The organism is Streptomyces mesophilus (assembly GCF_040300965.1).
GTDB lineage: Bacteria > Actinomycetota > Actinomycetes > Streptomycetales > Streptomycetaceae > Streptomyces > Streptomyces mesophilus_A.
The window spans coordinates 1-13,117 of record NZ_JBEPEW010000011.1 but is presented as its reverse complement, the minus strand read 5'-3'; the positions used below and the strand labels follow the sequence as shown (position 1 = coordinate 13,117).

The window sequence follows — 13,117 nt, the reverse complement described above, 5'->3', positions numbered from 1 at the left end:
TTGGAGTTCTGGTGACGGACCGCACGGCCGATGTGAACCGCGTATCCGACGCGGACCGCATATCGCACTTCCGCGGCAAGCTCGGCTCACTCGCGTACGGAGGTGACTACAACCCCGAGCAGTGGGGCCCCGAGGTGCACGCCGAGGACAGCGAGCTGATGCGCGAGGCCGGGGTGAACCTCGCGACCGTCGGGATCTTCTCCTGGGCCCGGGCCGAACCCGAGCCCGGCCAGTACGACTTCGACTGGCTCGACGGCCACCTCGACCGGCTCGCCGAGGACGGCGTCGCCGTCTGCCTCGCCACGATGACCGCGTCCCCGCCGCCCTGGCTCGCCCGCCTGCACCCGGAGACCCTCCCCGTCATGGAGGACGGCACTCGTCTGTACCCGGGCTCCCGCCAGCACTGGTGCCCGTCGAGCCCGGTCTTCCGCACGTACGCGGTCCGCCTGGTCGAACAGCTCGCCAAGCGCTATGCGCACCACCCGGCCCTCGCGCTGTGGCACATCGGCAACGAGTACGGCTGCCACATCTCCCGCCACTGCCACTGCGAGGTCTCCACGGCCGCGTTCCGTACGTGGCTGCGGCAGCGGTACGGGACCGTCGAGGCCCTCAACGAAGCCTGGTCGACCACCTTCTGGTCCCAGCGCTACTCCACCTTCGACGAGATCCACACCCCGCGCACCGCCCCCTCCTTCCGCAATCCGGCACAGCAGCTCGACTACCGCCGCTTCTCCAGCGACGAACTGCTCGCCTGCTACCTCGCCGAGAAGGAAGTCCTCGACCGCCTCACCCCGGGCATCCCCGTCACCACCAACTTCGTGCCCCTCGCGCCCACCCTCGACCTCTTCCGCTGGGCCCGCGAGATGGATGTGGTCTCGTACGACTCGTATCCGGACCCGCACGACGCGGCCGCCGCCCACGAGACGGCCTTCAACTACGACGTGATGCGCGGCCTGAAGAACGGCGACCCCTGGCTGCTCATGGAGCAGGCCCCCTCGGCGGTCAACTGGCGCCGCCGCAACGGCCGCAAGCCGGCCGGCCGGATGCGCCTGGACTCCTGGCAGGCGGTGGCGCACGGCGCGGACTCCGTCCTGTTCTTCCAGTGGCGCGCCTCGCGCGGCGGCGCCGAGAAGTTCCACTCGGCGATGGTGCCGCACGGCGGCCGCGACACCCGGATCTTCCGCGAGGTCGGCTCGCTCGGCGCCGAACTGGCCGCGCACCCGGCCCTGTTGGGTTCGCGCCCGGAGCGGGCCGAGGCGGCTCTGCTCCTGGACTGGCCCAACTGGTGGGCCCTGGAACAGGAGGCGCACCCGAGCGCGGACGTCCGCCTCCTGGAGGGCGCCCGGTCCCTGCACAAGCCCCTCTACGACGCCTCGGTGGCCTGCGACGTGGTCCCGGCGGATGGCGACTTCTCCCCGTACAAGCTGCTGCTCGTCCCGCACCTGTACTCCCTGTCGGCCGAGACCGCCGACCGCATCACCACCTTCGTACGCAACGGCGGCACGGCGCTCGTCACCTACTTCTCCGGCATCACCGACGAACACGACCGCGTGTATCTCGGCGGCTACCCGGCCCCGCTGCGGGAGGTACTCGGCCTGCACGTCGATGAGTTCGACCCGCTCGCGGAGGGCGAACGGATCGAACTGTCCACGGGGACGGGCGAGTTGTGGTCCGAAGACGTGATCCTGGAAGGAGCCCGGACCGTCGAGACCTTCACGGACGGCCGACCCGCGGTGACCCGCCACGCGTACGGCGCGGGCACGGCGTGGTACCTGGCAACGACCCCGGACCCGGCGACCCTGCGCGCGCTGATGGACCGCATCCGCACGGAAACGGCCATCGCCCCGCCCCTCCCCGACCTGCCCCAGGGCGCCCAGGCCCGCACCCGTATCGCTGCGGATGGGACGCGGGTGCATGTGGTGTACGACTACGGGTCGGGGGCGGTCGAGGTACGCGGAGGCCACTGACGGGGAGCGGGGAAGCGCGTAGGTTGCGCTGTCGGTGGAGATCGCTAGTGTGACCGACTGGCGAGGGGAGAGGGCCATGACCCGCGATGAGCCGGTGCCACCGGTGGGTGGAGGTGCGGCGGACCTGGCGTCCACGCCGGCCGAGAAGAAGGCCGCCGCGAACGCGATCGAGCAGCATCTTGAACCGGACACCAAGAAGGCCGGCAACGACGCCGAGGAGAAGACCGACGCCGCGGTCAAGGAGTTCAGCGGCTGGGATACATCCGGTGCTTTGAAGAAGGCCCACAGCACGTGGGAGAGGCAGGTCAAGGCGCTGATGAACCGCCTCGGTGCGGACAAGGGTGCGCTGCGCAACACGTCGATCCTGTTCCAGAACAACGACATCGGCATCGGGGTCCGGGTCCGTCAGTCCTCCAACCTTGACCACCTCTGACAGCCAGCGCAAAGACTTCGACGACTTCCACGGGGGAAGACGACGTGCCGACGTACCACGAAGCGTTGACCACCGACTTGTCCGCGCTCACCAGCGCTGCGGACAAGTGGGACGACATGGCAGGTGAGTTCAAGAAGCTCGAAACCGCCTATGAGCGGGACGTCGCAAAGATCTCCCTCGGCCAGACCTGGCAGGGCTTTGCCGCCACCGCCGCGAACGACCGCTTCAAGGTCACGCTGCGCGAGTATCAGGGGGCTCAAAAGGAAGCCAAGGCAATCGCCGCCCTGTTGCGCGACGGGCACAGCCAGTTCACCGAACTGCGCAGCAAACTCAAGTCCGTCGGAGCGGACGCCATCAAGGCAGGTATGACGGTGTCGGAACAGGGACACGTGTCCTTCGATACCGCCCGCCTCGATACGGCGACCCGCAACGCGTACCACCACGACCCGGACTACCAGGCCTCGGTCCGGCAGGCGGTGGGCGAGTGGAACGAAGCCATCGTGGCAGCGGTCAAGGCGATCGCCGATGCCGACGAAGGCATGAAGCTCGCCCTGGAAGCCGTGGTCATCGACCGGGACTTCCAGGATGGAACTCTTGGCGGATTCAACCGAGATCCGCAGGAGAGCCCGTACCCCTCGTTGGAGGAGGCGGGCAAGGCCGCCGACATCCCCAAGGAGAGGGTGAAGGTTGCGGAATGGTGGCGAAGCCTGGAGCCGGCCACTCGCGGGATCCTTCTGAAAGAGAAGGCCGACGAGCTGAAAGAGGCAGGCATCATGGATCCTCACTATCAGTGGCGCCCTGCCGATCCGGGCGCGGGTGAGTTCAACTCCGAGAAGCCGACTCCCAAGGACCTCTGGATACTGAGCGTGGCCCAGGGATTGGCTGCAGGCGGCGATGTCACGGGAGAGATCGGGGCATCCCGCAATATGGAGCACTACCTGAGAGCCACAGGTGAACCGCTGGAACTCGACGTCGACAGGATGCTCCACGACGAGTCGTCCTACCGGGATGACATGGTGCACACGCACATCACCAGCAATCAGGCCGAGTGGCGACAGCAGGCGCTTGATGAGTACAACAGGGCGGGGGGAGAGACTCCCGTCGCGATTCCGGTGGAGAGCAGTGCGGTCGGTAATTACGTATTGAAGGAAGGGGAATGGTTCCATGCGGTCGGCGGTCATCAGCAGAACGTCTCGGGAGTGGTGACGGTCACACCGAATGGGGACGGTGAACCCAAGGTTTCGCTCGACTATCAGGTCAATGTCTGGGACCGCTACAACTGGGACAAGGACAAGAGCACCGAATTCCCCCTGGGCATCAAGATCGAAGACGAAGACATGGCACGCCTGCACAAGGTCGGCTTTGCTCAGGAGTTCGACATGCGAGGAAGCAGCTCTGCGTTGTCGTACGACCTGGACGCCGCGACGCCTCCCTCCGGTGACCCGGGGGATCAGGGGCGTGATGGCACGCGGACCGATGTGTCGCGCGGAGAAGAGAAGAACCGATGACCTGCCGGTGTAGCCGCAGCGGGCTCAACCGGGTGCGCGCGTCAGGTGCCGCTCTTCTCATGGCCATGGCGCTCTCGGCCTGCGCGGTGGACTCCGGCGGCGACTCGCCGGCGCAGCGGACTTCGCCGTCGCACTGGAAGGAGAGCGTGCGCAGCGGGGAGGTCGCGGAGGCGATGCACGTGAGGATCCCGCCGCAGGCTGTGCAGGTGAAAGGCGCCGTCCGCGTCAATCCCCAGGAGGACCAGTACCTCCTGACGTTCGTGACGGACGAGGAGCAGGCGGAGAGGACAGCTGAATCCCTCAACGCCGAGGACCCGTTGACCGGTGAGCGAAAGGGGAGCGCGTCCGGGGCGCTGTTCGAGCACCTCGACCTTGCGGCACCCGAATCGCTGGACAACGTCCGTTGGGCCGGGGTGTGTCCGCCGTGCGTGAACGACTCCTCCAGGAGTGATCTGCAATGGATCGAGATCTACGTCGAGCCGATGCCTCACGACAAGGCTCGCGTCTACCTGCAGGCGTTCTAGCCCCGGAGACTCCCCGCTCGTGTCCGCGTACCCAGAGCGCGAACACCTGACCTGAGAGCCCACTCCGTAAGCGACAATGAACCCATGAGTCTGTTCCGTGATGACGGCGTCGTGCTGCGCACCCAGAAGCTGGGTGAGGCCGACCGCATCATCACGCTGCTCACCCGCAGCCACGGGCGCGTACGGGCCGTGGCCCGCGGGGTCCGCCGTACCAAGTCCAAGTTCGGTGCCCGGCTCGAACCGTTCTCGCATGTCGACGTGCAGTTCTTCGCGCGCGGCAGCGAACTCATCGGCCGCGGACTGCCGTTGTGTACACAGAGTGAGACCATCGCTCCGTACGGTGGCGGAATCGTCACCGACTACGCCCGCTACACCGCGGGGACCGCGATGCTGGAGACGGCGGAACGGTTCACGGACCACGAGGGCGAACCGGCCGTCCAGCAGTACCTGCTCCTGGTCGGCGGCCTGCGCACCCTCGCCGCGGGCGAGCATGCGCCGAACCTGATCCTCGACGCGTTCCTGCTCCGCTCCCTCGCCGTCAACGGCTATGCGCCGAGCTTCGACAACTGCGCGAAGTGCGGAATGCCGGGACCCAACCGTTTCTTCTCCGTCGGCGCCGGCGGCGTCGTCTGCGCGGAGTGCCGCGTACCGGGAAGTGTCGTACCGTCTGCGGAGGCCATCGCCCTGCTCGGCGCGCTGCTCACCGGAGACTGGGAGACGGCGGACGCCAGTGAGGCGAGGCATGTCAGGGAGGGCAGCGGCCTGGTGTCGGCCTATCTGCACTGGCACATGGAGCGCGGACTGCGCTCGCTGCGGTACGTAGAGAAAAGCTGAGAGAGCCGCTCAGGGAAAGAGCTGCTGAGAGAGCCGCTCATGGAAAGAGCTGCTGAGTGAGCAGCTCAGGGAAAGAGCTAGGGGAGCGAGAAGCACATGGCACGACGCGGGATCCTGGGCCGGAGCAGCCGTCGCGAGTACGTCACGCCCGAACCGCATCCGTCGGGCGCGCGGCCGCCGAAGCTGCCCGGTGAGCTGGTCCCGAACCATGTGGCGATCGTCATGGACGGCAACGGCCGCTGGGCCAAGGAGCGCGGGCTGCCGCGCACCGAGGGCCACAAGGTCGGTGCGGAGCGTGTGCTCGACGTGCTCCAGGGCGCGATCGAGCTGGGCGTCGGCAGCATCTCCCTGTACGCCTTCTCGACGGAGAACTGGAAGCGCTCGCCCGACGAGGTCCGCTTCCTGATGAACTTCAACCGGGACTTCATCCGCAAGACCCGTGACCAGCTCGACGAGTTGGGCGTACGGGTGCGGTGGGTCGGCCGGATGCCGAAGCTGTGGAAGTCGGTCGCCAAGGAGCTGGAGATCTCCCAGGAGCAGACGGTCGACAACGACAAGCTGACGCTCTACTTCTGCATGAACTACGGGGGCCGCGCGGAGATCGCGGACGCGGCGCAGGCGCTGGCCGAGGACATCCGCTCGGGCCGCCTCGACCCGTCGAAGGTCAATGAGAAGACCTTCGCGAAGTACCTCTACTACCCGGACATGCCGGACGTGGACCTCTTCCTGCGCCCGAGCGGCGAGCAGCGCACGTCCAACTACCTGCTCTGGCAGTCCGCTTACGCCGAGATGGTCTTCCAGGACGTCCTGTGGCCCGACTTCGACCGCCGCGACCTGTGGCGCGCCTGCGTCGAATACGCCTCGCGTGACCGGCGGTTCGGGGGTGCGACGCCCAACGAGGTGCTCCTTTCGCTGGAGAGCGGCAAGCCCCTCGGCTGAGCCGCACGCTAAGGTCCCGCCCATGACTGATCAGGGGCGGGACGCGGCAGTCGGTGCCGTGGAGTTGGCGTATCGGCCACGGCACGGGGACATAGTGGCGGGCATCGCGGTGCGGGAGCGCAAGCGCGGGCTCGGCTTCGTGCGATGGGGCTTCGCGCTGCTGTTCGCGGCCCTGGGGGTGTGGACGCTGGTCGCGTACGAGTCCTCGGCCTTCTCCGCCGGTCTCTCGTTCCTCTGCGCGGGCCTGGTCTGGTCCCTCCCGCATCTGCAGGCCCACCAGGTGATCCGCACCGTGCAGTGGCAGGGCGAATACCGCACCGCGGTCTCGGCCGACGGCATCACGACGGCGTCCGACCACTGTGTGCTGACCCAGTTCTGGACGACGTTCCGCGGCTACCGCGAGACCCGCGACCACTTCGTTCTGCTCAGCCGCGACCGCAACATCCTGTGCGTGGAGGTCCTCCCCAAGCGGGCCCTCGCGGCACCCCACGACGCGGACCGGGTCCGCGCACTGCTCGACCGGCACAGCACCCGCGTGTGACCGGGACTCACCCGAACCCGAACCCGGCGTCGCGCGTCAGCCCTTCGCCGCCGCCGCGCACTCCGCGCACGTGCCGAAGATCTCCACCGTGTGGGCCACGTTCACGAAGCCGTGTTCCGAGGCGATCGCCTCGGCCCACTTCTCCACCGCGGGGCCCTCGACCTCGACCGCCTTGCCGCAGACGCGGCAGACCAAGTGGTGGTGGTGGTCGCCGGTCGAGCAGCGGCGGTAGACGGACTCGCCGTCGCCGGTGCGCAGCACGTCCACCTCGCCGGCGTCGGCGAGGGACTGCAGCGTGCGGTAGACCGTGGTCAGGCCCACGGACTCACCACGATGCTTCAGCATGTCGTGGAGGTCCTGCGCGCTGCGGAACTCGTCCACCTCGTCGAGAGCCGCCGCCACGGCGGCGCGCTGCCGGGTCGACCGGCCGCGTACGGGCGCTGTCACAGGGGCCTCCTCACGAATGCTCCGGGCCATTGTGCCAGGTTGTTCCGTCACCTAAGGCATGCCTTACGTGACGGGGTCCGGCCCGCGGCTCGTTTCAGACCCTGACCTCGTCGCCGGCACGGGCCTCGGGCACCCGCAGCGTGCACGCGGCCTCCGCCTCCTCCGCGGCCTGCAGCGCACGGGCCCGGCGCCGCGCGAGGGGTGTCGCGAGCGCCGTCAGGACGACGAAGACACCGATCGCCATCAGGACGATCGTCGCGCCCGGCGGTACGTCCTGGTAGTAGGACGTGACGGTTCCGGAGAGCGTCACGGCCGTACCGATCGCCACCGCGAGCACGAACGTCACCTTGAACGAGCGGGTGATCTGCTGGGCCGCCGCGACCGGCACCACCATCAGGGCGCTGACCAGGAGCAGACCGACGACACGCATCGCGACCGTCACGGTCACCGCGGCGGTCACCGCGATCAGCAGGTTCAGGACACGTACGGGAAGGCCCGTGACCCGGGCGAACTCCTCGTCCTGGCTGATCGCGAACAGCTGGCGCCGCAAGCCCACCGTCACCAGGACGACGAAGGCGGCGAGCAGCACGATCGCCGTCACATCCGCGTCGGACACGGAGGACAGCGAGCCGAAGAGGAACGACGTGAGGTTGGCGTTGGAGCCCGCGTCGGACAGGTTGATCAGCATCACACCGCCCGCCATACCGCCGTAGAACAGCATGGCCAGGGCGATGTCGCCGCGCGTCTTGCCGTACCAGCGGATGAGCTCCATGACGACGGCGCCGACGATGGAGACCAGCGTCGCCATCCAGATCGGGTTGGTCGAGAGCAGGAAGCCGAGGCCGACGCCGGTCATCGCCACGTGGCCGATGCCGTCGCCCATGAGGGCCTGACGGCGCTGCACCAGGTAGATGCCGATCGCGGGCGCGGTGATGCCGACGAGCACCGCGGCGATCAGCGCGCGCTGCATGAAGGGGTTCTGGAGGAGTTCCATCATCAGGTCAGCAGTCCCGTGCGGATCGGCTCGTTCGCCGAGTGCGGATGTACGTGGTCATGGCCGGGCAGCGCATGCTGGCCGACGGCCTTCGGGGGCGGCCCGTCGTGGACGCAGCAGCCGTCGCGCAGCACCACCGCGCGGTCGATCAGCGGCTCCAGGGGGCCGAGTTCATGCAGGACGAGCAGTACGGTCGCACCGCGCTCGACCTGGGCGCGCAGGGTCGTCGCGAGGATCTCCTGGCTGGCGATGTCCACCCCGGCCATCGGCTCGTCCATGATCAGCAGCTCGGGGTCGGCGGCGAGCGCCCGGGCGATCAGAACGCGCTGGTGCTGGCCGCCGGAGAGCGCGTTCACCGAGTCCTTGGCGCGGTCGGCGAGCCCGACGAGCTCGATGGCCCCGTCGATGGCGGCCCGGTCCGCCTTCGAGGGCAGCCCGAACTTCGTACGGGAGAGGCGGCCCGACGCGACGACCTCGCGCACCGTGGCCGGCACGCCCGACGAGGCGGTGGTGCGCTGCGGTACGTAGCCGACCCGGCCCCAGTCCTTGAAGCGCTTGAGCGGCTTGCCGAACAGCTCGACCGAGCCGCCCGTCAGGGGCACCTGCCCGATGACGGAGCGTACGGCCGTGGACTTGCCCGAGCCGTTGGCGCCGAGCAGCGCGACGACCTCACCGCGGTGCACGGTGAGGTCGATCCCGCGCAGCACGGGGCGCGAGCCGAGCGTGGCCTGGGCCTCGCGCAGGGATATGACGGGATCCATGGCTGCTCGCGCCTCCGGTCCTTGCATGGGTACGTGACTTACTTGGCGCCGAGCGCGGACTTCAGCGCGGTGAGGTTGGACTGCATGACCTCGAGGTAGTCAGCGCCCTTGGACTTGTCGGTAATTCCCTCGAGCGGGTCGAGGACGTCGGTCTTCAGGCCGGTGTCCTTCGCGAGGGTCTTCGCCGTCTTGTCGCTGGCGAGGGTCTCGAAGAAGATCGTCGACACCTTGTCGTGCTCGGCGGTCTCCTGCAGCTCCTTGATCCGCGCCGGGCTGGGCTCGGCCTCGGGGCTCAGACCGGAGATGGCCTCCTGGTCCAGGCCGTAGCGCTCGGCGAGGTAGCCGAAGGCGGCGTGCGTGGTGATGAAGGTCTTGGTCTCGGTGTTCTTCAGACCGTCCGCGAAGTCCTTGTTCAGGGCGTCGAGCTTGCCGACCAGCTCTTCGGTGTTCTTCTTGTAGTCGGCCGCGTGGTCCGGGTCCGCCTTGGCGAGCGCGTCGCCGACGCCCTTGGCGACCTCGCCGTACTTCACGGGGTCGAGCCAGATGTGCGGGTCCTCGCCGGCCTCGGTCTCGTGCGAGTGGCCCTCTTCCGCGTGGCCTTCCTCGCCTTCGTGACCGGCCTCGCCCTCGTGGCCCTCTTCGCCGCCGTGGTCGTGGCCCTCATGGTCCTCGGAGGAGCCGTGCGCCTCCAGCTTGGTGAGGGTGGCGGCGTCGACGACGGTCTTCACGCCGGACTGGCCGATGGCCTTGTCGACGGCGGGCTGCAGATCCTTCAGGTACAGGATCATGTCGGCGTTGCCGAGCTCGACGGTCTGCTTCGGGCTGAGCTCGAGGTCGTGCGGCTCGACGCCCGGCTTGGTCAGCGTGTCCACGTTCACGTGCTCGCCGCCGATCTGCTCGGCGAGGTACTGCATCGGGTAGAACGACGCCACCACGTCGAGCTTTCCGTTGCTCTTGCCGTCGGCCGCGTTCGAGCTGCCGCAGGCGGAGAGCGCGAGCAGGGCGGCGCTGGTGGCGCCGGCGATCGCGGCAGTGGATATCAGACGGGAGGGGCGTCGTACGTTCATGACACTCATTTTCAACAAAACTGGAAACGATTGTCAACAAGCCGAAGGTCCCTTGCGTGCGGAAATGCCCCCCGAACCGATTTGATCCGGGGGTGGGAGCCGCCGGTAACCTGAAGCATTCGCTCCCGGAGCGCGTATCCAGCGCGCTCTTCGCCGTCGTACTGAAGAGAGCACCGTGGCCGCCGACAAGATCGACACCATCGTCAGCCTGAGCAAGCGCCGTGGCTTCGTTTTCCCCTGCAGTGAGATCTACGGTGGCCAGAAGGCCGCCTGGGACTACGGGCACCTGGGCGTCGAGCTCAAGGAGAACATCAAGCGCCAGTGGTGGCGCTACATGGTCACCTCCCGCGAGGACGTGGTCGGTATCGACTCCTCGGTGATCCTGGCGAGCGAGGTCTGGGAGGCCTCCGGTCACGTCGCCACCTTCTCCGACCCGCTCACCGAGTGCACCTCCTGCCACAAGCGCTACCGCGCGGACCACCTCGAAGAGGCGTACGAGGAGAAGAAGGGCCGCGCCCCGGAGAACGGTCTCGCGGACATCAACTGCCCCAACTGCGGCACCAAGGGCCAGTTCACCGAGCCCAAGCAGTTCTCGGGTCTGCTCTCCACGCACCTCGGCCCGACCCAGGACAGCGGCTCCATCGCGTACCTGCGCCCGGAGACCGCGCAGGGCATCTTCACCAACTTCGCCCAGGTGCAGACCACCGCGCGCAAGAAGCCGCCGTTCGGCATCGCGCAGATGGGCAAGTCCTTCCGCAACGAGATCACGCCCGGCAACTTCATCTTCCGCACCCGCGAGTTCGAGCAGATGGAGATGGAGTTCTTCGTCAAGCCGGGCGAGGACGAGAAGTGGCAGGAGTTCTGGATGGAGCAGCGCTGGAACTGGTACACCGGTCTCGGCCTGCGCGAGGAGAACATGCGGTGGTACGAGCACCCGCAGGAGAAGCTCTCCCACTACTCCAAGCGCACCGCTGACATCGAGTACCGCTTCCAGTTCGGCGGCTCCGAGTGGGGCGAGCTCGAGGGTGTCGCCAACCGCACGGACTTCGACCTCTCCGCGCACTCCAAGGCCTCCGGCCAGGACCTGGTCTACTTCGACCAGGAGGCCGGCGAGAAGTACACCCCGTATGTCATCGAGCCCGCGGCGGGTGTCGGCCGCACCATGCTGGCCTTCATGCTCGACGCCTTCGTCGAGGACGAGGCGCCCAACGCCAAGGGCAAGATGGAGAAGCGCACGGTCATGCGCTTCGACCACCGCATCGCCCCGGTGAAGGTCGCCGTCCTGCCGCTGTCCCGCAACGCGGAGCTGTCGCCGAAGGCCAAGGGCCTGGCGCAGGCGCTGCGCGCCAACTGGAACATCGACTTCGACGACGCCGGCGCCATCGGCCGCCGCTACCGCCGTCAGGACGAGATCGGTACGCCGTACTGCGTCACCGTCGACTTCGACACCCTCGACGACAACGCGGTCACCGTGCGCGAGCGCGACTCGATGAAGCAGGAGCGCGTCTCGCTCGACCAGATCGAGGGCTACCTGGCCCAGCGCCTGGTCGGCTGCTGACCCTTTCGCTCGTACGGATACCCCCGGCGCCCTTTCGAGGAGGCCGGGGGTATCCGTGTTCTCGGGCCCGGCGTGTCTGCGGGCCCAACTCGCGCCAATCCCTTGGGAGTACGGCTCCGAAGCACCCGTATGCGGACCGCAGGGGCGGTCGGTGGCAACGGGTACTTCGACCACGGGGGCGTACATGCGCAAGCAGACCATCATCGGGATCATGACCATCGGGCTCGCGCTCGGGACCGTCGGGGCGGTCGGGGCGGGGGCGGTCGGGGGCGCACCGTCCTCGTCGGACGGTGCGGCCGTCGGCAAGCAGACCGCGGTCCAGGCGCTCGGCGCCCCGGGTCCGCGGGCCGTCGCTCTCACCGCCGACCAGCGCCTGGTCACCTTCCGTACGGACCGGCACGGCGGGGCCGTCACGCTCGGGAAGGTCGACGGGCTCGAGGGCGACACGGCCCTGATCGGCATCGACTACCGCGTCCAGGACAAGAAGCTCTACGGAGTCGGTGACCGCGGTGGGATCTACACCCTGCGCGAGATCGGCGCGAAGGCGCGGAAGGTCTCCCAGCTCACGGTCGCGCCGCAGGGCGAGAACTTCGGCGTCGACTTCAACCCGGCCGCCAACCGGCTCCGGGTCATCAGCGACACAGGCCAGAACCTGCGGCACAACCTCGACGACCCGGCCGGCGCGCCCGCCGCCGGGACCACCGCCGTCGACGGCACCCTCACCAACCCGACTCCGCCCGGTGGCACGGCACTTGGGGTGACCGCGGCCGCGTACACCAACAACGACCTGGACGCGGCGACCGGGACGACCCTCTTCGATCTGGACACCACCGCCGACCAGATCGCGATCCAGTCCCCGGCGAACAACGGCAACCTGGCGCCGACCGGCAAGCTCGGCGTGGACGCGCCCGCGGTCTCGGGCTTCGACATCCTCAGCTCGCAGGGCTCGGGGACCAACACCGGGTACGCCGTCACCCGGAACCAGGTGTTCCGCGTCAACCTGCTGACGGGGCAGGCGAGTTCGCTGGGGAGTCTGCCGGGCGCGCGGCAGGCCGTCGACCTGGCACTCCCGTTGGTCCCGTAGGCAACGACTGGTGAACATCCCTTGTGGCAGGCCCTGTTGATGTTGCGGATGCTGCACACTGGGCGGCGCTCATTGCCCTCAGTGCCGGATGTGCCAGGAGGCACGGATGCCGTCCATGACCACCAGCAAGGTCAGCCGCTGGGACCAGCACGGCCGTGAACACACCGTCCAGGTCAGCAAGTCGGGGGTGCAGCGCGTCCTCGTGTGCGGTACCTGCGGCTGGCGTCGCAGCGCCCAGTTCCTGCCCTGGCTCAAGGCCGAGGAGCACCTGGCCGAGGAGCATCAGGCGACGGTGGACCCCTCGGACAGCTGAGGTCCGCGGCGGTACGGGCGTGGGCGGCCAGGCGATGAGACCTGGCCGCCCGCACCCGTACGGGACGGAAGGCTAGCGCGCGGCCTTCGCGAGCAGGTTCCGCGAGTCCGACGCGTCCCCGGCGAGACGGGCGTGCTCGGCGCCGGC

14 protein-coding genes are annotated in these 13,117 nt (G+C 68.4%); 10 read left to right on the top strand and 4 right to left on the bottom strand.

The genetic code is table 11. From position 1 onward, the window contains the following. Window positions 1-11 precede the first annotated feature (11 nt). The 7 genes from ABT367_RS06505 (at window position 12) to ABT367_RS06475 (ending at window position 6,746) form a co-directional block, all read left to right on the top strand. Window positions 12-1,967: a beta-galactosidase gene (locus ABT367_RS06505; RefSeq protein WP_352250204.1), complete on the top strand. Its 1,956-nt coding sequence runs from the start codon at window positions 12-14 to the stop codon at window positions 1,965-1,967. 76 nt (window positions 1,968-2,043) lie between these two features. Next, window positions 2,044-2,400, top strand: coding sequence for a hypothetical protein (locus tag ABT367_RS06500; protein WP_352250202.1), 357 nt, complete (start codon window positions 2,044-2,046; stop codon window positions 2,398-2,400). 65 nt (window positions 2,401-2,465) lie between these two features. Beyond that, complete coding sequence (locus ABT367_RS06495; protein ID WP_352250200.1) at window positions 2,466-3,908, top strand: hypothetical protein; 1,443 nt, start codon at window positions 2,466-2,468, stop codon at window positions 3,906-3,908. 59 nt (window positions 3,909-3,967) lie between these two features. After that, window positions 3,968-4,432: a hypothetical protein gene (locus ABT367_RS06490; protein WP_352250199.1), complete on the top strand. Its 465-nt coding sequence runs from the start codon at window positions 3,968-3,970 to the stop codon at window positions 4,430-4,432. An 84-nt stretch (window positions 4,433-4,516) separates the two neighbouring features. After that, window positions 4,517-5,266 carry a DNA repair protein RecO gene (recO, locus tag ABT367_RS06485; RefSeq protein ID WP_352250197.1) on the top strand — a complete coding sequence of 250 codons (750 nt, stop codon included), beginning with the start codon at window positions 4,517-4,519 and terminating at the stop codon, window positions 5,264-5,266. Between the two features lie 96 nt (window positions 5,267-5,362). Continuing rightward, entirely contained in the window at window positions 5,363-6,205 is an 843-nt protein-coding gene (locus ABT367_RS06480; RefSeq protein ID WP_352250195.1) for an isoprenyl transferase, read from the top strand. A gap of 22 nt (window positions 6,206-6,227) precedes the next feature. Further along, on the top strand, window positions 6,228-6,746 hold the full coding sequence (locus ABT367_RS06475) for a YcxB family protein (protein ID WP_352250193.1): 519 nt from the start codon (window positions 6,228-6,230) through the stop codon (window positions 6,744-6,746). 36 nt (window positions 6,747-6,782) lie between these two features. Here ABT367_RS06475 and ABT367_RS06470 read toward each other — a convergent pair whose 3' ends face one another. From ABT367_RS06470 to ABT367_RS06455, 4 genes are all read right to left on the bottom strand, one after another. Continuing rightward, entirely contained in the window at window positions 6,783-7,193 is a 411-nt protein-coding gene (locus ABT367_RS06470) for a Fur family transcriptional regulator (protein WP_434975411.1), read from the bottom strand. 94 nt (window positions 7,194-7,287) lie between these two features. Further along, the gene (locus ABT367_RS06465) at window positions 7,288-8,187 is read right to left on the bottom strand and encodes a metal ABC transporter permease (protein ID WP_352250329.1); all 900 of its coding nucleotides are present in this window, start codon (window positions 8,185-8,187) and stop codon (window positions 7,288-7,290) included. 2 nt (window positions 8,188-8,189) lie between these two features. Next, window positions 8,190-8,948 carry a metal ABC transporter ATP-binding protein gene (locus ABT367_RS06460; RefSeq protein WP_352250190.1) on the bottom strand — a complete coding sequence of 253 codons (759 nt, stop codon included), beginning with the start codon at window positions 8,946-8,948 and terminating at the stop codon, window positions 8,190-8,192. Window positions 8,949-8,986: 38 nt separating this feature from the next. After that, window positions 8,987-10,015 carry a metal ABC transporter substrate-binding protein gene (locus tag ABT367_RS06455; protein ID WP_352250188.1) on the bottom strand — a complete coding sequence of 343 codons (1,029 nt, stop codon included), beginning with the start codon at window positions 10,013-10,015 and terminating at the stop codon, window positions 8,987-8,989. A gap of 175 nt (window positions 10,016-10,190) precedes the next feature. On the opposite strand from ABT367_RS06455, the gene ABT367_RS06450 reads away from it, so the two are divergent. From ABT367_RS06450 to ABT367_RS06440, 3 genes are all read left to right on the top strand, one after another. Continuing rightward, window positions 10,191-11,573 carry a glycine--tRNA ligase gene (locus ABT367_RS06450; RefSeq protein WP_352250186.1) on the top strand — a complete coding sequence of 461 codons (1,383 nt, stop codon included), beginning with the start codon at window positions 10,191-10,193 and terminating at the stop codon, window positions 11,571-11,573. Window positions 11,574-11,757: 184 nt separating this feature from the next. Continuing rightward, on the top strand, window positions 11,758-12,657 hold the full coding sequence (locus ABT367_RS06445) for a DUF4394 domain-containing protein (RefSeq protein ID WP_352250184.1): 900 nt from the start codon (window positions 11,758-11,760) through the stop codon (window positions 12,655-12,657). A 106-nt stretch (window positions 12,658-12,763) separates the two neighbouring features. Further along, window positions 12,764-12,970: a hypothetical protein gene (locus ABT367_RS06440; protein WP_165330675.1), complete on the top strand. Its 207-nt coding sequence runs from the start codon at window positions 12,764-12,766 to the stop codon at window positions 12,968-12,970. Window positions 12,971-13,117: the final 147 nt, after the last annotated feature.